We start from the raw sequence: 21,550 nt of genomic DNA on the forward strand, positions 1-21,550 counted from the left end.
GGTATCAGCGTTTTGACAGATCGGTTCTTTATGCTGTCTTTGACAAATTTGCAAACGAAATGTTGGGCAATACTGTTCTATATTTGAATCAACAAGAATTTAGTATATGGAAACGAATCGATTGTCAGCGGAGATGCAGGACATTTTAATCAGTCAGATGACGAAAGAAGCAGAAGCCGCACAAATTTATTTGGCTCTGGGCGTTTGGGCCGATGATCAGGGCTACGGTGGAATTGCCAATTTTCTATATCGGCATGCGCAGGAGGAACGGAATCATATGACAAAAATCATGGGTTACATCCTCGAGCGTGGTGGCCGTCCCCGAATCCAGGCGATAGCGGCACCGCCATCAGATCCGAGCACCTTGACTGAATGTTTCCAACGTGTATTCAAACATGAGGTGGACAACACCGAAGCAATTTATCGTATTGTCAATCTGGCTATGGAACAGAAAGATTGGGCGACCTGGAATTTTGCGCAATGGTTTGTCAAAGAGCAGATCGAAGAAGAGAAACTTGCTCTAGAGCTGATTGATAAATTAAAGATAGCAGGTGGAGACCGGGCTTCGGACGAATCGCTGTTTGCATTGGATTCGTCCTTGGAAAGTATGCCTGACGATGTGCCTTTGGCACGCGAAGCAACAGCTGACGCCCCCAAATAATAATGGCCCCAAATAATGTCAAGGAGCTATTCTCGTATCATTTGAATGGATTGGAATAGCCCATAAAAAAGCAGGGATTCTTTTTGGATCCCTGCTTTTTTATGGTTTTTTTTAATTTTTTATGCTGAGTGGGAGGTAGACGCCGAAGGTCATATTCCTTCCCATATTGTAAACCCCATAGCTCGGATCGTCCTGCGCTAATCTTCCCGGGCGTAATCTACTCAAGGCATCGTAATAGCGCTTGTTGGTTAGATTGGATGCCGCTGCATATACCTTCACTTGTTGTTTTCCTACGTGTAAGGTCGTACCTATTCCGGCGTTGATCAGTGAATACGAATCTGTGGCCGTTTCAAAGGTTTCGTCAATGCGATTCTGTTTGAAATAATTGTCTAAACCTACCGATACATAGAAAGCATGTAGGCCATTGATCTTAGGTTCGAGACGTAGGGTGTTATGTAAAACACCTGCAGGGATCAATGCCAATGGCCGGTCAAAAGTCTTGTTTTGCGCATGTGTATAGGTAAATGTGTTATCTAAGTGAACCCAGTTGAGCGGATGGAAGTTTAAACTCCCTTCAAAGCCAAAGAGATTGGCATTGACCTGGCCATAGCGATAGACATCGTAGGTCTGTTCGTTATTATCTTCATCAACGATGGTTTTGGTATCTCCTTTTTTAGCCGAAGCATAAATAAAATTATGGATATAATTTTCGTAGATGCCGATGCTGCCCGTGACGATGCTATGTCCAAATTCGAGGGTGGCATCTGCCTGGAAACTACGTTCTGCCTTCAGGTTTTCATTTCCGATTTCATAGCGATATGTCCCTTCGTGTACACCATTGGAACCAAGTTCCGCTGGGTTAGGTGCTCTGAAAGCTGATCCTGCATTGGCTTTGAAGTTAAAATCTTCACTGAAACTATGCGTATACCCCAGCGCGCCGCTAATATTGCTGAACCTGTTTTTAAATCCCGGAAATTGTTCCTCATTATCGACAAGGAGCTGTTTACCTTTGGTATGGACGAAATCGTACCGTAATCCCATATTAAAGGTATTCTCGCCCCAGCTTTTCTTGGCATAACCAAATGCCCCCAGTTCGATCTGGTCATAAGCCGGGATCAAAAATTCAACACCCTTATTGGTGCTATGTTCCTGGCTGGCGCTGATACCAACAACATGCTGCCAGCCGTTTCGTTCCGCTAGGTAATATTTAGCATCCAAAGAATAAGTATTTAAATCGAAAAAGAGGGAAGGAGTTGCCGACTCCAGTTCGCGACGTTGATTTTTTTGGTAACCCAGATCCAGTTTTAAATTTCCCGAACCGATCACAAAATTATTGTTGAGGGCAAGCTTATAATGACGGATGTCCTGTTTTGGGAAATCCAATGTCCGGCTTTTGGAATTATTGTATAAAGGATCTCCGGGGTCGGCATCGTAAAAACCGATGTTATTTTTGAGGTAAGAGAAGTTGAGGTGTGAATATCCCCATTGTTTGTTCAAACCCAGCATTCCGCTGAAATTCGTATTATTAAAACCGCTATTGATATAGCGTCCTTCTGGTGTATTGTAGGCATGAGCATTTTGATAAGATCCACGCCCGCGCCATACAAAGCCATTTTCATTACCTGTAAGCATCAATGAATTATTGGTCAGGCCATTGTTGGTCGAGTAGCTCGAAAGTAATTCACCTTTTATCTGACCGGCAGTGGGCACACTGGGGTCAAGGATATTGATGACACCACCGATGGCATCCGATCCGTACATCAGCGAAGCTGCTCCCCGCAGGACCTCTACACGATCCGGTTGGTTCTGGTCAATCTCGATGCCATGTTCGTCTCCCCATTGTTGGCCCATTTGTTTTACACCATCATTGACGGTGACAACGCGGTTATAGCCAAGACCGCGGATGACGGGTTTGGAAATTCCCTGTCCCGTTGTAATCTGGCTTAATCCGGGTACCTGACGTGCAAGTGCGTCGATCAGGTTTGTCGCACCACCCTGCAGTTCGTCTTTGGAGACAACGGAGACAGAGGTGCTGTTTCGGCGGCTTTGTGAAGTGACAAGCGTACCTGTAACCACGACTTCATTTGTTTCGATAATACTTTCATTCAATGCAAAATCGACAGTCACATCTTCCGATGTCAGCGCTATCGTTTTGATCAGCGATTGGTAACCAATAAAACGTACTTCGACGAGATAACGTCCACTCGAAGGAAGTGATTTGAAAGCATAATGTCCCTGTTGGTCAGAAGAGGTGCTCGAGCGCAGCTGGAGCAGCGAGATCGTCGCTCCGGCGATCGGTTGATTTGTTTTTGAATCTGTCACTCGACCAGAAATGGTTGCAGCAGTAGCAGAAAATAGCAGGAAATAGCAGACAAGCATGAGTATGCCGTCTTTAATTTTGAGTTTCATCTGTAAATATTTTTATTCCATGAGTAGATGGAAACCATCCCGATGATTCGATCGAATTTAAAAGCTGAACTTCATCTGTTGTGAAAATCACCATTGGGTTCGAAGGATCCATCAGATGAATCACTTTGATTGTTGAATATGAAGAAAATTCATGATGAAAACGGCAGCACTGATCGCTAAAACTGGGAACAGGGAAAGCCGATATATCATCGCATACAGCCGCTTTTGATAAAAACAGCCATTGTTGCATATTGGATCAAAATCAACACATAGGGGGACCGCGATTGCCCGATAGCAATGCCCTGACCATCTGGTCGCCGGGTACAAAAAGACCAAATACTATTTCCCGTTCGGGAAGCAAAAATTCGCTTTGGATGAAACTAAAGAGTAGTTGCGGATGTGAATTTTGGTCGCAGATGGAGCATTTGGGATGGTCTGCATGATGTTTTTTCGAATTGCAGTCCACGATACTTAATACCGACGGTTTATGGGAATGGGTATAGACAATGAACTGACCGATTAAAAAGGTCATTAAAAGCGTAAACGCTGCTAATTTGTTCAATGGAATACCGCGCACCTTGTTTTTTCTAAACTGTCGTCTTTGTAGACATATAATGGGCAAATATAAGTAAAAAAACAAATAAAGCAATGATGTTGCATTTATTTGTTTGTATTGGAAGGGGAAATAAAAAAAATGTCCTTATGGATTCACATAAAGACATTTTTTAGTAGTTTATTTTTTGGATTGTACAAACTTTCCAATAATCTCATATTGATTTGCATCGAGACCTTGTACATCCTGTAATTTTACGATGCTATACAACGAGTCGCTATAGTAATCCAGTTTTTCATTGCTATCGTAGAGGGAGTTTGCAATCTTTTTATCGATATGGATATGTTTGACCTTTTCGTTGTTGCGATCAAATTCGATCCTGAGTTTTTGTATCTGCAATTCTTCCTTTTTGGCGGTAAACTCTGTCACACAATCTACAGCTTTGACATCATAGAGGGCAGGATCGAAATTTTTACTGATATCTGCCGACTGAAAAGCTGAAAGTTCATTTTTCCAGTTTGCGATTTTAATTTCACGTTGTTCTTTTTCGCCGTCTTTATTGACAGATTTTAATACCGAAGGATTGAGCTGCTGCAGGCGTTGCGCTTCGGCACTGAAGAAAGAGTCTACTGAAAAGATATCCGTCGTCTTTTTAACCTTTTTTTGACCTGAGGGGGAGCTACAGCTCCAAAAAAGCAGCGCACTTCCCACCAGTAGTGGAAGTGCGCTGTTTAATTTTTTATATAGATTCTTATTCTGATACCAATACATTTCCTGTCATTTCAAGAGGGATATCTACGCCCAAAAGTTTAAGGACGGTTGGAGCGATATCTCCCAATTTACCATCTGCTATTTTTTTGTAATGATCATCTATCAAGATGCATGGAACCAAATTCGTTGTGTGTGCTGTATTTGGTGAGCCATCCTCATTGACCATAAATTCTGAATTGCCGTGGTCAGCCAGGATGATAAATGAATAACCATTTTTCAATCCAGTTTCCACTACTGTTTTTGTGTATTGATCCACCGTTTCTACTGCTTTTACAACAGCCTCAAATACACCGGTATGGCCTACCATATCCGGATTGGCAAAATTAAGGCAGATAAAGTCAGGCTGAAGGGTTTCCATATCATTGACGATTGCTTCGGTGATTCCGCTGGCAGACATTTCAGGTTGAAGGTCGTAAGTGGCTACTTTCGGTGAAGGTACCAAAAGACGGTTTTCACCTTCGAATTGTTGTTCACGGCCGCCGGAGAAGAAGAATGTCACGTGTGGATATTTTTCTGTTTCAGCGATACGGGTCTGTGTTTTCTTGTTGGCTTCCAAAACTTCACCGAGTGTATTGGTCAGGTTATCTTTTTGGAAGACAACACGTACATTTTGGAACGTTTCATCATAGGCAGTCATGGTGACATAATACAGGTTTAATGGCGCCAGATCATACTCAGGGAACGCTTTTTGTGTCAGTGCAATTGTGATTTCACGACCACGGTCTGTTCTGAAATTGTAACAGAAGACCACGTCACCGTCCTGGATTGTTGCTACTGCGGTACCATCTGTATTCACCAATGAGATGGGTTTAACGAACTCGTCGGTTACACCGGCATCGTAAGATTTTTGGATGGAGGCAACCAAGTCATTGGATTTTTCGCCTTCGGCTTTCACCAATAGGTCGTAAGCCAGCTTAACGCGTTCCCATCTGTTATCACGGTCCATCGCATAATATCTACCGATGGCAGAAGCGAAGGTGCCTGAGGTTGTTTTTAGATATTCTTGTAGATCTTTGACATAGCCGATCCCGGAATTGGGGTCTGTATCACGACCGTCAAGGAATGCGTGGATAAATACCTGGTCACTGTTTAGTCCGGCATGTTTTGCTGCGTCACAAAGACCTTTCAGGTGTTTGGTATGCGCATGTACACCACCATCGGAAAGCAAACCGATAAAGTGTACTTTTTTATTGTTTTCGAGCGCGTATTTAAATGCGTCCTGGATAACGATATCTGTATTGAATACGCCGTCATTTACGGCCTTGTGGATACGTCCTAGTTCCTGGTAGACAATTCTTCCGGCGCCAAGATTCATGTGACCGACCTCTGAATTTCCCATCTGTCCGTCGGGAAGGCCCACGGCTTCACCGGAAGCTTCCAGACTTGAATTTGGGTATGTGTCCAATAAATGATCTAAAAATGGGGTATTTGCAGCTTCAACTGCATTTGATTTATCATGTTTTCCGTATCCTAGTCCGTCTAGGATCATGAGTGCAACTTTTTTCTTATTCATCGTATAACAAAGATAACCTTAATTTTAGAATCTATCAATGCATCTTTAAAATCTTCCCTTGTTTATAGCTAATAATTTTATAGGTTTGTGGCATAGTTTATGTTCGGTGTAAACTATGCTACCTAATAATTGATACATCTATTGTGGAAACTGTTCTATTTTATTCTGAGCTATATGAAACTTTTTAGCTATTGCGTATTTATATTTGTCTATAGTCTTTTTATACACACTGACGCCTCAGGGCATAATTCGAAAGATTTTAATGACTTAGCGCAGCCTGCTTTACAGGTCGAGGAATTGTCTTTGGGAAGTATTTCCGAAGAACTTAAAACCTATTTAAGGGAGGGGAACGCAAAGAATATAGCTAAATATTTTGGATCCAACCTGACCTTGTCCATTTTGGGTGAAAACGGGGTGTATACCAAGTACCAGTCCGAGATTATGCTAGCTACATTTTTTAATCAACATAAACCCAAAACAGTCAAACTGACCCAGGCCAGCAATGCGAATAATGGTTATCAATACTACACCTTTTCACTGGCTACCGAACAGGCAAACTACCGCGTATTTATTAAGATCGGAGCTGGATCCAATAATCAGTCCATCGAGGAACTTCGGGTCGATAAAAGTTAAGCCAGACACTATTTTTTTTATCATTCTATTTTCCGATTAAAAAATTATTCCACATCTTAGCCCAATAAATTGTATTTATGGAGAAGGAAATCAAGGACTATTTGGCGCAATTTGTAAAACAATCAGTCGCGGAGGATGTTGGGGATGGCGATCATACCTCATTGTCCACGATTGCGGCAGGAGCGCAGGGGGAAGCGAAACTGATCGTGAAAGACGACGGCGTTTTGGCGGGTGTTGAAGTTGCCCGGGCGATCATCAGCTACATCGATGAGAGCTTAGCCTGTGACGTGTTTATTCAAGATGGAAGCCAGGTAAAAGTTGGTGATATAGCCTTTTTTGTGCGCGGGAATATTCGGAGTATTTTGTTGGCAGAGCGTTTGGTGTTGAATGTGATGCAACGTATGAGTGGCATTGCGACGACAACCCGAAAATATGTAGACCTGTTAAAAGGTACAGGTACCCAAGTATTGGATACCCGTAAGACGACACCTTTACTCCGTGTATTGGAAAAGGAAGCGGTCAAAATTGGCGGGGGCACCAATCACCGTTTTGGTTTATTCGACATGATCCTGATCAAGGACAACCATGTGGATTATAGTGGCGGAATTGTACCAGCATTGACACGTGCAAACGACTATCGAAAGAAATTAAATAAACCGATAGAAATAGAAATTGAGGTCCGAAATTTTGCGGAACTTGACGAAGTTCTTAACTTTGGCGAAGTGGACCGAATCATGTTGGATAATTTTTCACCTGCGGATGTGGCCGAAGCTGTTAAAATTATCGGTCATCGGTTTAAGACAGAAGCCTCTGGAGGAATAACATTTGAAACCATTCGGGCCTACGCAGAGGCTGGAGTAGACTATATCTCGGTAGGCGCTTTGACACACAGTGTCAAGAGTTTGGATCTTAGTTTGAAGGCCAAATTATTATAAGAACTGATTTAATTTAATGATATCGATTTATTTAGTAATTGCAGTATTACTAGCTTATTTGTTTGGTTCTATACCTACAGCAGTTTGGTTGGGTCAGGCATTTTATGGCGTAGATGTGCGTGAGTATGGGAGTGGTAATGCTGGAGCGACTAACACCTTTCGCGTATTAGGGCCGCGTGCCGGATCCATCGTGATGTTTGTGGATATATTTAAGGGGTGGACGGCGACAAATCTTGCTTACCTGATTGAGCTGGGGCAGAATACCAGTGATGTTCAGTTCGTTAATTTTCAGTTGGCACTGGGGGTGATTGCTGTGATCGGGCACCTATTTCCGGTGTTTGCAGGCTTCCGGGGAGGAAAAGGGGTGGCAACATTGTGCGGGATGATCTTAGCCATACATACACCTGCGGCTTTGGTTTGTGTGTCCGTATTTATCATTATCCTATTGACCACCCATTATGTGTCTTTAAGTTCGATATCTGCCGGATTTGCCTTTCCGTTTAGTTTGGCATTTATTTTTAAGACCACGATTCCTTCGGTATTACTTTATGGTATCGCGATCTGTATACTCTTGTTAATTACCCATCAAAAGAATATTGAGCGTCTGCTAAAGGGACATGAATCTAAGATTTATCTGTTCAAGAAAAAATCGAAAGAAAAAGAATAGGCACAATAATTGTATCCTGTAAAACGGATTTTAATAGAATATTATGAAAGGCATATTTAAGTATTCGGCTATGGTTTTGGCCTGTGTTGCGCTAGCATCGGGGATGTCAGGTTGTGCAACTTCAGCGGTTACTGGAAAGAAATATTTGAAATTGGTCAGTGCTGACCAGGTGAATCAGCAGGCAGCATTAGCTTATAAAGATTTTTTATCGAAAAATAGTGCAAAGGTGATTACCGGTACAGCCGATGCGGCGATGGTGAAACGTGTGGGTAACCGATTGGCAACAGCGGTAAACCAATATCTGCAAAGCAAGGGTATAGCCAATAAATATAATTTCAACTGGGAATTTAACTTGGTGAAGAGCGACGATGTGAATGCTTGGTGTATGCCGGGCGGTAAAGTTGCCGTATATACAGGAATATTACAGGTAACGCGTACGGAAGCAGGTATGGCGACAGTCATGGGGCATGAAATTGCCCATGCTATTGAAGAACATTCCGTGGCGCAGGCTTCCAACCAGATGGCTTTACAAATGGGCGGTCAGATATTGGGATCAGCAGCGGGGATGACGGGTAGCAGTTCACTAGGTATTTTTAACAACCTATATGGCTTGGGTGGCAGCTTGGCACAGTTGAAATTCTCACGAAGCGATGAATCTTCTGCCGATCAGGCCGGTCTGATTATTATGGCATTGGCCGGTTACGATCCGAATGAAGCCATTGGATTTTGGAAGCGTATGGCATCGGGCAGTCAAAAAGGGCAACCTGAATTTTTGAGCACCCACCCGAGTGATGCCCGTCGTATTGCGGATATTGAGAAACAGATTCCAAATGCAATGCGGTATTACAAAAAGTAGAGATGTAATTTAATTATAATAGAAAGGGAGCATATCAGATGCTCCCTTTTTTGTTTTAGTTTATGCTATTTTGGTTTTATACGGCAGCTATCGCATCAGAGATACCCATGACGATGCCGAGAATAAGGCCCAGAAAATTAAATGCGATCGTGATAATGACGATGATCCCGATGAATTTATAATGTTTTTTTAGGGCATCGAGGCAGAGTTCAAGCTGAATGCTATCGCGGTTTTCTATTGCTTTTCTTGCTTTGGATCCGAAATTATACAAATAATAAATTGGGAGGCAGGAGAAAGCCAGGAACAGGAGATACAGCACCCCGAAGGTGGATATTGTACCGGCCGAGACATATTCGCCCTGACCGAGGGATAAAGCACTCGCGCCAAAGATCAGGCTAATCATGGTGATGGCCGATATTCCGATAAAAATAAAACAGACAATAGCCAAAAAATTGGCCCATTTAGCTGCTGAAGCTAAGAAAGCGAGCCCTGCTGGAGACAGTTTAATGTCAGCGGGTTCGTGAAAAGAAGAATTTTGAATACCGACTTCCATGAGAAAGAGAATTATAAAGGTGTGCGAATTTCTAAAAAGTTATCCATTTTTTAAAACAGATTTTTATAGAAAACCAGTTCGCAGGGACAATAGTTTACAGTTTTAATACAAATCCTAGGTTAGTAGCGTCATTGCTACAAAAAAACGAGTTGATTAATAAAATGCTCGGTTGACAGAAAGTTAGTGAATTTTTTTTAAAAAGCTTTCTTTATGATTGGAAGAATGTTGTTACAAATAGGATGGTTTGATGCGGTGTGGAAAACTATTTTGTTTGGATTTGATTCTTTGTTAATGGCAGTTTAAAAGGTGTTATAACGTTTTTTTTATTTAAAAATTGTGTTAGAAAGTAGGAATTTGCCGGTAAATGTTAGGAAATGAATGTGCTGTAGTGTGTTAAGTTTATATTAAGTCCTTTGTTATTTGAAATCTCTTAGTAATTTTGCTTAACATTTTTTAACAAATCACATTATATGAAAAGATCTTTACTCTTTTTCGCTCTTGTAATGGCCAGTTATGGTGCTGTACAAGCTCAGGTCACAACAAGTAGCATGACAGGGGTAGTAACTCAAACTAATGGTACAAAAACAACTGGTGCAACTATTAAAGCAGTGCACGTACCTTCAGGGACTGTATACTCAAGTTCATCAAATGAAGCAGGCAGATTCAGTTTGCCGGGCATGCGTGTAGGAGGGCCCTATCGAGTTGAGGTAACTTATGTTGGACAAAATCCAGTTGTTTATGAGAATGTTTATTTGCAATTGGGACGCGATTTAGAACTTAATCCTGTATTCGGTGAAAGTGCAACTGTGATTGATGAAGTTACAGTCACTAGAACAAAAAAAGGCCAAAACCTTAAAACGGGCGCTTCCACAAGTATTTCAAACCGTCAATTGCAAACTTTACCCACTATCTCAAGAGGGCTAAATGATTTTACACGTTTAACTCCTCAGGCAGATATTAAAGGAGATGCGTTATCTATTGGTGGTATGAATAATAGATTTAACCAATTGACTATTGATGGAGCGGTTAGTAATGATGTCTTCGGTTTGAGTAGTGGTGGCACCAATGGAGCGAGTACAGGTGTTTCTCCAATTTCTTTGGATGCTATTGAGGAGATGACTGTCCAGATTGCACCGTTTGATGTACGGGCTGGCGGATTTGCTGGTGGGGGAATCTCAGCTGTAACACGTTCAGGTACGAACAAACCACAGGCTTCAGTTTACTATTTTACCAGAAACCAAAATCTTACGGGTAAAACTCCTTATTCTTTGATTTCCGGAGACCAACAAAGAAAGAAGTTAGATAATTTCAGTGAAAAACAATACGGTGTACGTGTTGGGGGGCCGATTATTAAGGATAAATTGTTCTTTTTCCTTAACTACGAAAAAACAGAGAATAATACTCCTCTTGGATTTGCTCCAGGCGTTGATGGTTCTAAATTTACAGTAGCCGAGCTAGAACAAATAGCTAATCGTGCTAAGGCTTTAGGATATGATGCGGGCAGTTTTCTAGACCAAGAAAGTAACAATAAATCTGATAAAATTTTTACTAGATTCGATTATAATATCAACGAAAAACACAAACTATCTGCTCGATATAGTTACGTCAAAGGATCTGCAACAGATTTAAGTCGTTCACAAACGGCATTGACTTTTTCGAACGGTGCAATTTTGAGAGAAAGTACTACAAATTCAGCCGTATTGGAGTTAAATAGTCGTTTTTCTAACACATTATCTAATAATTTAGTTATTGGTTATACAAAGGTAAGTGAACCAAGATCAGCTCCAGGAAACCCTTTCCCCAGAGTAACTTTGCAGCTAGGTGATAGAAATGTAAACTTAGGTACAGAACCATTCTCAACAGTAAATCAATTGGATCAAGATGTGTTTACACTTACCGATAACCTAACTGTATATAAGGGTAATCATAGATTTACTTTTGGTACTCATAATGAGTTTTATAAAATGTACAACGGATTTATTGGAAGTGCCTTTGGAAATTATACTTTTAGTAATTCTCCCGCGACTGATATAAACCCAGTCACAGGAAAATCTTATACTGCTATTGAAAACTTCGAGCGTGGTTTGGCAAGTAGTTTTCAGTATAATTATAGCAATACAGATGATCCAAGGCAAGGGGCTGATTTTAAAGCAATGCAGTTAGGGTTTTATATTCAAGATGATTACCAGCTAGCAGATAATTTTAAATTAACAGGTGGTATCCGGGTTGATATTCCTATGTATTTGACAGATCCAATGGAGAATACAGACTTTAACAACTCAATTTTAGCAAAACGTTATGACGTTATGACCAATCGGATGCCACAAACTACATTCATGTGGTCTCCTCGACTTGGTTTTAATTGGGATATTAAAGGGGATAGATCTGCTATTCTACGAGGGGGACTAGGTATCTTTACTTCGAGATTCCCATTTGTTTGGTCAGCAGGTGCTTATACTCAAAGCGGTGCATTGTTAGGAGGAAACCAATTAAATGCAGGTTCTGGAAACGCGCCAAATATTGACTTTATTGCAGATCCAAATAACCAACCTAAAAGTAATCAAGAAGTTAAGCCTTCTGGAAATATATCTGTATTAGATAAAAATCTAAGACTACCTCAAATTGCTAGAACTTCCCTAGGTTTTGATTATAGACTTCCTTGGGATATTCAGGGAACAGCTGAGTTTATGTATTCTAAAAATTTAAGTTCTTTTAAATTTACAGATCTAAACATGAAAGACCCTGTTGGCCAATTGGAAGGTGCTGATAATAGATTGTTGTATGGGGCTACTAACGCAGAAAAACGTGTTCTTCCAAATTATACTCAGGTTATTTATATTAATAATGTTAATCAAGGATATTCTTGGTCAGCAACAGCCCAACTATCGAAATCATTTGCAAGCGGATTTTTCGGTTCATTAGCCTACACTTATACTGAATCAAAAGATTTGTTTTCAGGCTCTTCTTCCCAAAATCAATCAAATTTCTTTAGAACGGCGACAGTAAATGGGTCAAACAGTGTCACTTTAGGACATAATCCATTTAGTACTGGAAGTAGAATCATCGGTTTTGCTTCTTACACAAAAGAGTATTTAGGTCACTTAGGAACGACTTTATCATTGGTTTATAACGGTCAATCGGGCGCGAGATTTTCATATTTAATTACAGGTGATCCAGGAAGGTACTCAGCGGGAAGTGCTAGTGATCAATTTTCATTGATGTATATTCCTCGTGACAAGAGCGAAATCCGATTTGTTCAAAATGGTAATCAAACACCCGATGATCAATGGGATGCTTTTAATCAATTTATTGAAGCTAATCCTTATTTAAAAAATAGGAGAGGTAAATATGCTGAAAGAAATGGCGATAAAACGCCGTTCTCTCATAGATTTGATTTGAAAATATTACAAGATGTATTTACCAACATTGGTAATACAAAAAATAAAATTCAAATTTCATTGGATATTATGAATGTTGGTGCTTTAATAAATAAAAAATGGGGAGAACAATATTCAGGTGGTGGAAGTTTCTGGGACAATTCTTTCCGTGCGATAGCATTTGATAGTTTTGTTAAGGATACTAAAATTCCTCAATACAAATTAGGGGATCTAAACAAAAATAATCCTTATTTCGTCTCTGATGTTCCATCAAGATGGTCTGCACAAATCGGTATTCGTTATATCTTCAACTAATCTGAAGAACATATCTTAAAAAGACCGTCCTGAATTTAAGGACGGTCTTTTTCGTGTTAATATATCTTGTTTTCAATAACTATTAATCTAGTTTAATCTTTTGTGTTTTTTCTGCTTGGTTGAATTGTTACGAATGAGGCAGCTTTTGCATACTACATTATTATGAGTGTTATTCGCACTGTCAAAAGTATAGCCATATTCATTCTTACAAAAAATCAAAAAGATTTCGTCGACCCATTCATTGAGTAAATTAGTCACTAGTAATCGAAATTTAATCAAATTTATTAGGTTTGGTTTTTCTCCTCTAGGAGCTGCTAGATAGGTTTGTTTATATTATATCGGAATTCCCAATCCAGTAATGACCAATTTTTACAATGGTGGAAGAGAACTGTCTAATTAGAAAATTCCTCCTGCTTAGACCAATTAAAATAAAAAAAGGGTCAATCACCTGAATTACGAGCCAATTTTTAGCTATATTTTACCTGCATATTTCAACTACTCGTTAAGCACTACTCAAGCACAGGTATAGTATTAATTACGCAATCATTGCGTAAGCAAATTAAAAAAAGGGAAAAGTACTTGGCTGATGCTAGGAATTACTGGCGTAGACGCTGCAATTTATCTGTTTTAAAATACTTTCAAGTTTTTTAAAAACATTAAATTCTGAACAATTTACGTACAATTTGATTTCCAAGAAGCAAATAAAAACAGACTTGCTCGAATATATAGAAATCTGGTATAATAAAGAATGTCGTTATTCAACACTAGGAAACCTTACAATAGAGCAATTTAATAATAAAAAAATATCTTAAAAAACCGCTCAACTAATATCGCCGATGTTATATGCATGTCCAGTAATATGCGAATATGGGACGAAGTAGTCCTGAACGAGTCCCGAATGAGCTCTGAACAATTTGCAGATAATTTTATCGCACTAACTTCCTGCTTTCTTTACCATTTATACTGACCTCATTCACTCCTTGATCCACTTTTGGTCTACATTTTTCCTACTGTTGGCCTACTAGAGTAGGCCAACAGTAGGAAAAATGTAGGAAGGCAGTAGGTGAAACTTAAAACGAAGCTAGGGAATTATAGGAGGAAAGTGTTTGTTGAATCGGCGCTATCCCTTCGCTGCCGAAGAAATCGAAAAACTTTAATCATATAGTCCACTACTACCTAACAACCCGATTATTTTTTTGATTATCGTCTGGTATTTATAATCTTTGTATAGATTATAATAATTAAATTATGGGAAGTTCCCACGAGCAGTCTCTAAGTATAGCGTTGCCAAATCCCATCCGATATTATCCCATGGGAGATCAGGCGATTGTCCTCTCTTTCGGCGATACGCTTTCCGAAGCGCTCAATACGCAGGTACGTAAGGTTGTGGCTTGTCTCGCAAATTGGTCACAGCCGGGTCTTATCGAATGTGTTCCGGCCTATACCACAATCACGATTTACTATGATCCGCTGACGATTACCTATCAGGAGCTATTATCTGCGCTCCAAATGATTGTACAAGATATACCAGAGGATACAGAATATAAGGGCCTAAAAAAGGAAATCCCTGTCTATTACAATGGGGCTGACCTGGCTTATATAGCCCAATATAATGGGTTGACAGAGGAAGAAGTTATCCGTATACACAGTACCCCCGAATACCGGGTATATATGATCGGTTTTGTTCCCGGATTTCCCTATATGGGCGGTATGGACAGTCGGATCGCGACGCCACGAAAGGAGGTGCCCCGTTTGAAAATAGAAGCGGGTGCAGTGGGCATCGCGGGGGAACAGACTGGCGTTTACCCAATCGAAACTCCAGGTGGTTGGCAGATTATCGGACATACGCCGCTGCAACTGTTTGACCTAACGCGGGAGAACCCTTCGCTACTTGAAGTGGGTGACCGCGTATGCTTTGTTCCCATAAGCTATGATGAGTTTGTACAACAAAAAACGAAAAGCAATGGGCATTAAGATCGTCAAAGCAGGTATGCTAACAACGATACAGGACCTGGGGCGCTACGGGCTACAGCGTTACGGAATGGCTGTGAGTGGGGCGATGGACAGCTATGCGCTCCGTCTTGGTAATAACCTCCTCGGAAATCCGGATAATGAAGCCGCGATAGAATGTACTGTTCTTGGACCGATAATTTACTTTGAACAGGCTCAACTTATTTGTTTGACAGGGGCAGACCTGTCGCCCATGATTGATGGTAATCCACTGCCCATGTGGAGACCAGTCCCGATTGAGGCTGGTTCACTGCTCTCTTTTGGCCGACCGCATTTAGGTTGTCGGGCGTATATTTGTTTTCAGGGTGGGCTTGATATCCCCGAAATATTAGGAAGCAGGTCTACCTATAGTAAAGGAGGATTGGGTGGCTGGCAAGGAAGAGCGCTTCATGAAGGAGACCGCATCGCTTTCCGACATCACTATACGGGCAAAGATAGCTTGTTCCATTGGAGCATGGATCCCGGCCTATATCCTGACCTGACCACGGAGGTTATTCGGGTGCTGGATGGACCTCAATTTGCCTGCTTTGAAAGTAACGCGCAAAAAAGCTTCTTTTCGGATGTATTTAACATCAGCAACAACTCAGATAGGATGGGGTACCGGCTGACATCCAAACCGCTTCGGCTAACAGAACAAAAGGAACTGTTGTCAACGGCGGTGACCTTCGGGAGCATACAGGTGCCGCCTGATGGCAATGCGATTATCCTAATGGCTGACCATCCGACCACAGGTGGTTACCCGGTGATTGCACAGGTGGCCACCATAGACCTGCCACTTCTGGCTCAAAAAGGGCCAAATGATCGCATCAGCTTTGAACGGGTCAGCCTGGATGAGGCACATGGCCTACTGAAGAAACAGCATACGCAATTAAAAAAACTGAAAAGTGCAATCGCATTGAAATATGAATAAACAGCTTACCGTAGATTTGAATTGTGACCTGGGCGAGAGCTTCGGCTCTTGGAAAATGGGCGATGACGAGGCGATCCTGCCTTATGTTTCCGCAGTAAATATTGCCTGCGGTTTTCATGCCGGAGATCCCGCAACGATGATGAGGACTGTTCAGCTCGCTCTGAAGTACAAGGTCAAAATAGGCGCCCATCCCGGCTTTCCGGATCTGGTAGGTTTCGGTAGGCGTGAGATGCAGCTTTCAGCGCGGGAAGTGTATGAACTGGTCGTGTATCAGGTGGGGGCGCTTGCTGCTTGTGCCAAAGTTCAGCAAACGACTTTGCAACATGTAAAACCGCATGGTGCGCTTTATAATATGGCGGCAAGAAAACTTGAACTGGCAGATGCGATAGCAGCAGCCATCTATGATATAGACCCCGGACTTATATTATATGGGCTCTCGGGAAGTGAACTCATCAGAGCTGGCAGAGCAAAGGGATTGAATGTTTATAGTGAGGTCTTTGCCGACCGTACTTACCAACAGGATGGCACATTGACTGCAAGGTCAGATAAACATGCGCTGATCCATGATCCTGAACGGGCCGCCGAGCAGGTGGTTGGTATGATTAAAACCGGAAAAGTTATTTCCTTGCAAGGTACTGCCGTCGATATCCGGGCCGATACCATCTGCTTGCATGGCGATGGCGAAGAGGCCGTTCAATTTGCCAAGACAATCAACCAGACGTTAAAAGACAAGCAGATACTTATCCGATGAAACAAAAAAACACCTCAGCGCTTATTGGTGCGGCATTGTTGATGGCGACATCGGCTATCGGTCCGGGGTTCCTGACCCAGACCACGGTTTTTACCAAATCACTGGGCGCCAGCTTTGGATTCGTAATTCTGGTTTCGATCCTGATTGATATTGGCGTTCAGCTAAATATCTGGCGGGTGATTGCTGTATCCGAAATGAGGGCACAGGATATTGCCAATAAATTGCTGCCCGGGCTGGGGGGATTTATTTCCTTGCTTATTATCCTCGGTGGACTGGCATTTAACATTGGTAACATCGCCGGGGCTGGACTGGGGCTGGAGGCGCTCTTTGGTGTTCATGTCATGACCGGGGCCTGCATCTCTGCATTGATCGCCATTGCTGTTTTTATCAACAAGCAGATTGGCAAAGCCATGGACCGCTTTACGCAGTTTATGGGAGCAATTATGATATTGGCTTTTATCTACATCACACTGATATCTTCGCCACCATTGGGCGAGGCGGTACTGCGTACGGTGGCTCCTGCAAAAATTGACTTTGTCTCCATCATTACGCTGGTCGGAGGAACTGTCGGTGGCTACATCACTTTCGCGGGGGGGCATCGTCTGATTGATGCGGGGGTAAAGGGATTTAATGCTTTACCTACCGTCAATAGGAGTGCTATCATGGGGATATCTGTTGCTTCGCTGGTCCGGGTATGTTTATTTTTGGCTGCGCTGGGCGTGCTGAGCCAGGGTCTGCTGATCGAGGATGGTAATCCTACAGCTTCGGTCTTCCGGCTTGCTGCTGGCAACTTTGGTTATCGCCTGTTTGGGCTAGTGATGTTTGCCGCTTCAATTACATCGATTATCGGTTCGGCGTATACTTCCGTATCATTTATAAAAACATTCAGTGCACGGATCGCTAAAAATGAAAATTGGGTTATTATTGCCTTTATCTTGATTTCGACCATCATATTTGTTTCTGTAGGTAAACCCGTTCATTTATTGATTATCGCCGGTGCGGTAAATGGGATTATATTGCCCGTCTCGCTGACGGTGATGTTAATCGCAGCCTATAAGCCGGCAATTGTCGGTGTCTATAAACAACCGTTGATCCTCACGCTGATTGGCGTGACAATCGTTGTCCTAATGGCCTTTATGAGCCTGCGTGTGATGATGGATCTATAATTTTTTGGCGGTGCAACCGCAGATGTCAATATTTCCACCTAAATGACCGAAAATTACCCCTCGAAAAAGTAGCGGCATAACGATATTTGGTATAATAACTAAATATAAACCCAGCTGATGATAACTTTTATGAGGTCGATACTTTCGGGTATTGCTGTGTCTTTGGCACTATATGCTCCGGCACAGAACATAGATTTAAAAAACTGGCCCGAAGCGGCCAATCCCATGACCGTTGGCCGTTTGGTCGCGCAGCGTTTTGTCGAAAGTCCACATAACAGCTTTAAACCGCCGGCACCGCCCAAATCCATTACTTATCCTGAAGTATGTACCTGGTATGGGGCATTGAAGTTTGCGGAAATCTCTCAGGACAAAGCGCTGCTCGATAAGCTGACACAACGCTTTATGCCTTTTTTTGATACCGAGAAGCACCTGGTACCACGACCCTGGCATGTGGATTTTGCGGTGTTTGGAACGGTTCCCCTTGAACTTTTCCGGCAGACAAAAAACAAAACTTTTCGCGAGATGGGAATGCGTTTTGCCGATGCGCAATGGAGTATTCCTATTGATTCGCCCCAAACGGTGAAAGATTCCTACCAAAAGTTTCTGGACAAGGGGCTGACCTGGCAGACACGCTATTGGATAGATGACATGTACATGATCACCATGCTGCAATCCAAAGCATTTCAGGTGACCGGGAAGCGTAAATACATTGATCGTGCAGCACATGAAATGCTTGTCTACCTCGATACCATTCAAAAGGAAAACGGCCTTTTCTATCATGCCCCGGATGCCCCTTTCTTTTGGGGTAGGGGAAATGGCTGGATGGCAGCCGGGATGAGCGAATTGCTATCCGCTTTGCCCAAGGATAACCTCAATAGACCTGCCATTTTGGCCTCTTACAAAAAAATGATGGCCAGCCTCAAAAAATATCAACGTGAAGATGGCTTGTGGGGGCAACTGATCGATAGACCTGAATCCTGGGCAGAAACTTCGGGTTCGGCCATGTTTACCTATGCGCTGATCACAGGCGTGCGGAACGGCTGGCTTGATGCCAGTGAATATACGCCAATCGCACGTAAGGCTTGGTTGGCGCTGGTCGGGTATATCAATAAGGAAGGGGATATTGCCAATGTCTGTGAAGGGACAAACCGAAAAAATGATTATCAGTACTACCTGGATCGAAAACAAAAAACAGGTGATATGCATGGGCAGGCGCCAATACTCTGGTGCATATATGCCCTGTTAAAAAAATAACCATTATGGAAAAAATCCTGATTATCCTGTTGCTGTTGCTCTGTAGTCATGCAAAGGCACAGCCTATCCAATGGAAAGAACAATACCCCGGTGTATGGAAGGGCACCTTTGGTCAACCTGAAAAATACACCCTGCTGGGTGCTGCGGGTATTGAACCGCGCGCTTCGACGCTGGAACAGCTGCAGTCAACGGACTTCCCGCTGCCGAAAATGGAGGTTCATGCCGAACTGATTGACGGGAAAACCTATGTGCGGATGCCATTGACAAAAAATGAACAGATCTATGGTCTGGGACTGAATTTTCAGACCGTTCACCAGCGCGGCAAGATACTTAACTTGCATGTGGACCATTATGGCGGCAAGGACAACGGACGCACACACGCACCCGTTCCTTTCTATGTCTCCTCCAAGGGCTATGGTGTACTTGTTAATTCCGCACAGTATCTGACCTACTACGTGGGGACTGCTGTTCGTAAAGACGCGAAGGAGCCGGCAGAGGCCAAGGATCGCAATACCGATAAAAGCTGGAACTCGCGTCCTTATTCGGATGCGGTGGAGATCTATATCCCGGCAGCAGGTGTAGAGATCTACGTCTTTGCAGGTATCAATCCCTTGGATGCAATCAAACGGTATAATCTATTCTGCGGCGGTGGTACATTGCCACCACGATGGGGACTGGGATTTACACAGCGGATACAAAAACTCTATACGGCCGAAGAGGTACTCCATGAAGCCGACCAATTTGAAGAGCATGGTTTTCCGCTTGATTTCATTGGTCTTGAACCCGGATGGCAGTCGCGGGCCTATCCATGCACGTTTGAATGGGATAAAGGGCGTTTTCCGGATCCAGCTTCTTTGATCAGGAAATTGGCCACCAAGGGAATCCGTCTAAATCTTTGGACAAATCCGTATATCTCACCCGAAGCCGGGATCAGTAAGGCGATCGAACCTTATACGGGCTCTCATACGGTGTGGAATGGTACGGTACCAGATTTGAATCATCCCGAAGCCAAAAAAATCCTGGCTAAACAATTCATGGATGCGCAGCTCAACATTGGCGTCAGTGGTTATAAAATGGATGAAGTCGATGGTTACGATTATTATCTTTGGCCCGATATGGCCAAATTTCCATCGGGTATCAGTGGTATCCAGATGCGGCAGACCTATGGTGTACTCGCGCAGAAACTGACCGATAGTTTGTATAGAAGTCAGAATAAGCGCACCTATGGACTGGTACGCGCATCGAATGCCGGAGCCAATAATTTGCCCTATGTTATCTACAATGATTATTACAGTCACCAGGATTTTATCACGGCACTGGTCAATAGTGGATTTTGCGGCGTACTGTGGACGCCGGAAGTGCGGGGATCGAAAACAGGGCAGGAGTGGCTACGTCGCTTTCAGTCCGTTGTCTTTTCGCCAATGGCCATGATCAATGCCTGGTCCAGTGGGACAAAACCCTGGTCTTTTCCCGAAGTCGCTGACCAGGTGAAATATTATGCACAATTGCGGATGGAGCTGATGCCGTATTTATATTCCGAATTTGCAAAGTATCACTTTGAGGGTACGCCTCCTTTCCGGGCGATGGTATTGGAGGAAGGTTTTCAGGGGCAGTCCAAGGCGGTGCTGGGCAATCAGGATCTGGAAACAAATCCATATCTCGAAGCCGTCAGCAGGGAAGTCAAGGATCAGTATATGTGCGGTGAATATATACTGGTCGCGCCCTTATTCGTTGGAGAGTCATCCCGAAAAGTGTTGTTGCCAAAAGGTAATTGGTATGATTTCTATACAGGAAAATATGTGGGTAATGGAGAAGAGATCGTAGCCTCGCCGGATATGGACCGCATACCGGTCTACGTCAAAGATGGTGGTATTATACCCATGATGTGTAGCCGTTTACATGCGCCACTTTCAAATGAAAAGGTTGATTTGACCATCCGTCATTACGGGGAGAAAGAGGGAAGCTATCGGCTGTATGATGATGATGGTGTGAGCTTTGACTATGAAAAAGGAAGCTATGCCTGGCGTAGGGTGTTGGTCAAAAAAAATGAAAAAGGGAGTCTGAGTGGCGAAATATCCAAACCGCAGCAAGGAAAACCAAATACGTTTGGAAGGGTTCAATTTGAATTTATGACAAAATAGGAATAGTAAAACCGCTTGTCACTGATGGTGGAATCAGGTGCTTTTTTGGATAAAATGACCATTTTTTACTGCTAA

18 protein-coding genes are annotated in these 21,550 nt (G+C 42.7%); 12 read left to right on the plus strand and 6 right to left on the minus strand.

Annotated features, from left to right (window positions below; all coding sequences use genetic code 11):
* Positions 1-106: 106 nt before the first annotated feature.
* A complete protein-coding gene (locus G6053_RS06285; protein WP_165305828.1) occupies positions 107-661 on the plus strand; it encodes a ferritin in 555 nt (184 codons plus the stop codon).
* Between the two features lie 111 nt (positions 662-772).
* On the opposite strand, the gene G6053_RS06290 is transcribed toward G6053_RS06285, so the two are convergent.
* The 5 genes from G6053_RS06290 to gpmI all read right to left on the minus strand — a co-directional run bounded on the left by G6053_RS06290 (position 773) and on the right by gpmI (position 5,907).
* Positions 773-3,070: a TonB-dependent receptor gene (locus tag G6053_RS06290; RefSeq protein WP_165305829.1), complete on the minus strand. Its 2,298-nt coding sequence runs from the start codon at positions 3,068-3,070 to the stop codon at positions 773-775.
* Positions 3,054-3,320 (minus strand): hypothetical protein, encoded by a 267-nt coding sequence (locus tag G6053_RS06295; protein ID WP_165305830.1) that lies wholly within the window; start codon positions 3,318-3,320, stop codon positions 3,054-3,056. The genes G6053_RS06290 and G6053_RS06295 overlap by 17 nt, the downstream gene beginning before the upstream one ends.
* Before the next feature lie 12 nt (positions 3,321-3,332).
* Positions 3,333-3,647, minus strand: coding sequence for a hypothetical protein (locus G6053_RS06300; RefSeq protein WP_165305831.1), 315 nt, complete (start codon positions 3,645-3,647; stop codon positions 3,333-3,335).
* A 156-nt stretch (positions 3,648-3,803) separates the two neighbouring features.
* Positions 3,804-4,394 carry a hypothetical protein gene (locus G6053_RS06305; RefSeq protein ID WP_165305832.1) on the minus strand — a complete coding sequence of 197 codons (591 nt, stop codon included), beginning with the start codon at positions 4,392-4,394 and terminating at the stop codon, positions 3,804-3,806.
* Entirely contained in the window at positions 4,375-5,907 is a 1,533-nt protein-coding gene (gpmI, locus tag G6053_RS06310; protein WP_165305833.1) for a 2,3-bisphosphoglycerate-independent phosphoglycerate mutase, read from the minus strand. Before gpmI ends, G6053_RS06305 begins: the two co-directional genes overlap by 20 nt.
* Before the next feature lie 174 nt (positions 5,908-6,081).
* Here gpmI and G6053_RS06315 point away from each other — a divergent pair, with 174 nt between their 5' ends.
* The 4 genes from G6053_RS06315 (at position 6,082) to G6053_RS06330 (ending at position 8,998) form a co-directional block, all read left to right on the plus strand.
* Positions 6,082-6,540, plus strand: coding sequence for a DUF4783 domain-containing protein (locus tag G6053_RS06315; protein WP_108637031.1), 459 nt, complete (start codon positions 6,082-6,084; stop codon positions 6,538-6,540).
* A gap of 77 nt (positions 6,541-6,617) precedes the next feature.
* Positions 6,618-7,475: a carboxylating nicotinate-nucleotide diphosphorylase gene (gene nadC / locus G6053_RS06320; RefSeq protein WP_165305834.1), complete on the plus strand. Its 858-nt coding sequence runs from the start codon at positions 6,618-6,620 to the stop codon at positions 7,473-7,475.
* 16 nt (positions 7,476-7,491) lie between these two features.
* Positions 7,492-8,142, plus strand: coding sequence for a glycerol-3-phosphate 1-O-acyltransferase PlsY (gene plsY / locus G6053_RS06325; RefSeq protein ID WP_108637029.1), 651 nt, complete (start codon positions 7,492-7,494; stop codon positions 8,140-8,142).
* A 43-nt stretch (positions 8,143-8,185) separates the two neighbouring features.
* Positions 8,186-8,998 (plus strand): M48 family metallopeptidase, encoded by an 813-nt coding sequence (locus tag G6053_RS06330; RefSeq protein WP_108637028.1) that lies wholly within the window; start codon positions 8,186-8,188, stop codon positions 8,996-8,998.
* Between the two features lie 76 nt (positions 8,999-9,074).
* Here the strand turns inward: G6053_RS06330 and G6053_RS06335 are convergent, their stop codons facing one another.
* Positions 9,075-9,551, minus strand: a complete 477-nt coding sequence (locus G6053_RS06335; RefSeq protein ID WP_108637024.1) for a hypothetical protein — start codon at positions 9,549-9,551, stop codon at positions 9,075-9,077.
* A gap of 470 nt (positions 9,552-10,021) precedes the next feature.
* On the opposite strand from G6053_RS06335, the gene G6053_RS06340 reads away from it, so the two are divergent.
* From G6053_RS06340 to G6053_RS06370, 7 genes are all read left to right on the plus strand, one after another.
* Positions 10,022-13,243: a carboxypeptidase regulatory-like domain-containing protein gene (locus G6053_RS06340; protein ID WP_165305835.1), complete on the plus strand. Its 3,222-nt coding sequence runs from the start codon at positions 10,022-10,024 to the stop codon at positions 13,241-13,243.
* 1,248 nt (positions 13,244-14,491) lie between these two features.
* Positions 14,492-15,217 carry a 5-oxoprolinase subunit PxpB gene (gene pxpB / locus G6053_RS06345; protein ID WP_165305836.1) on the plus strand — a complete coding sequence of 242 codons (726 nt, stop codon included), beginning with the start codon at positions 14,492-14,494 and terminating at the stop codon, positions 15,215-15,217.
* Positions 15,207-16,163: a biotin-dependent carboxyltransferase family protein gene (locus G6053_RS06350; protein ID WP_165305837.1), complete on the plus strand. Its 957-nt coding sequence runs from the start codon at positions 15,207-15,209 to the stop codon at positions 16,161-16,163. The genes pxpB and G6053_RS06350 overlap by 11 nt, the downstream gene beginning before the upstream one ends.
* Positions 16,156-16,914 (plus strand): 5-oxoprolinase subunit PxpA, encoded by a 759-nt coding sequence (locus tag G6053_RS06355; protein ID WP_165305838.1) that lies wholly within the window; start codon positions 16,156-16,158, stop codon positions 16,912-16,914. The genes G6053_RS06350 and G6053_RS06355 overlap by 8 nt, the downstream gene beginning before the upstream one ends.
* Positions 16,911-18,080, plus strand: coding sequence for an NRAMP family divalent metal transporter (locus tag G6053_RS06360; protein ID WP_165305839.1), 1,170 nt, complete (start codon positions 16,911-16,913; stop codon positions 18,078-18,080). The genes G6053_RS06355 and G6053_RS06360 overlap by 4 nt, the downstream gene beginning before the upstream one ends.
* 117 nt (positions 18,081-18,197) lie before the next feature.
* On the plus strand, positions 18,198-19,334 hold the full coding sequence (locus G6053_RS06365; RefSeq protein WP_206531874.1) for a glycoside hydrolase family 88 protein: 1,137 nt from the start codon (positions 18,198-18,200) through the stop codon (positions 19,332-19,334).
* Between the two features lie 5 nt (positions 19,335-19,339).
* Positions 19,340-21,475: a TIM-barrel domain-containing protein gene (locus tag G6053_RS06370; protein ID WP_165305841.1), complete on the plus strand. Its 2,136-nt coding sequence runs from the start codon at positions 19,340-19,342 to the stop codon at positions 21,473-21,475.
* Positions 21,476-21,550 lie beyond the last annotated feature (75 nt).

The organism is Sphingobacterium sp. DR205 (assembly GCF_011064245.1).
GTDB classification, from domain to species: Bacteria; Bacteroidota; Bacteroidia; order Sphingobacteriales; family Sphingobacteriaceae; genus Sphingobacterium; species Sphingobacterium athyrii.

Excerpts from the sequence above, each read along its gene's own strand:
- G6053_RS06285 (WP_165305828.1), top strand. The coding sequence starts at position 107 with ATGGAAACGAATCGATTGTCAGCGGAGATGCAGGACATTTTAATCAGT.
- G6053_RS06290 (WP_165305829.1), bottom strand. The coding sequence starts at position 3,070 with ATGAAACTCAAAATTAAAGACGGCATACTCATGCTTGTCTGCTATTTC.
- G6053_RS06295 (WP_165305830.1), bottom strand. The coding sequence starts at position 3,320 with ATGCAACAATGGCTGTTTTTATCAAAAGCGGCTGTATGCGATGATATA.
- G6053_RS06305 (WP_165305832.1), bottom strand. The coding sequence starts at position 4,394 with ATGTATTGGTATCAGAATAAGAATCTATATAAAAAATTAAACAGCGCA.
- gpmI (WP_165305833.1), bottom strand. The coding sequence starts at position 5,907 with ATGAATAAGAAAAAAGTTGCACTCATGATCCTAGACGGACTAGGATAC.
- G6053_RS06315 (WP_108637031.1), top strand. The coding sequence starts at position 6,082 with ATGAAACTTTTTAGCTATTGCGTATTTATATTTGTCTATAGTCTTTTT.
- nadC (WP_165305834.1), top strand. The coding sequence starts at position 6,618 with ATGGAGAAGGAAATCAAGGACTATTTGGCGCAATTTGTAAAACAATCA.
- plsY (WP_108637029.1), top strand. The coding sequence starts at position 7,492 with ATGATATCGATTTATTTAGTAATTGCAGTATTACTAGCTTATTTGTTT.
- G6053_RS06330 (WP_108637028.1), top strand. The coding sequence starts at position 8,186 with ATGAAAGGCATATTTAAGTATTCGGCTATGGTTTTGGCCTGTGTTGCG.
- G6053_RS06335 (WP_108637024.1), bottom strand. The coding sequence starts at position 9,551 with ATGGAAGTCGGTATTCAAAATTCTTCTTTTCACGAACCCGCTGACATT.
- G6053_RS06340 (WP_165305835.1), top strand. The coding sequence starts at position 10,022 with ATGAAAAGATCTTTACTCTTTTTCGCTCTTGTAATGGCCAGTTATGGT.
- pxpB (WP_165305836.1), top strand. The coding sequence starts at position 14,492 with ATGGGAAGTTCCCACGAGCAGTCTCTAAGTATAGCGTTGCCAAATCCC.
- G6053_RS06350 (WP_165305837.1), top strand. The coding sequence starts at position 15,207 with ATGGGCATTAAGATCGTCAAAGCAGGTATGCTAACAACGATACAGGAC.
- G6053_RS06355 (WP_165305838.1), top strand. The coding sequence starts at position 16,156 with ATGAATAAACAGCTTACCGTAGATTTGAATTGTGACCTGGGCGAGAGC.
- G6053_RS06360 (WP_165305839.1), top strand. The coding sequence starts at position 16,911 with ATGAAACAAAAAAACACCTCAGCGCTTATTGGTGCGGCATTGTTGATG.
- G6053_RS06365 (WP_206531874.1), top strand. The coding sequence starts at position 18,198 with ATGATAACTTTTATGAGGTCGATACTTTCGGGTATTGCTGTGTCTTTG.
- G6053_RS06370 (WP_165305841.1), top strand. The coding sequence starts at position 19,340 with ATGGAAAAAATCCTGATTATCCTGTTGCTGTTGCTCTGTAGTCATGCA.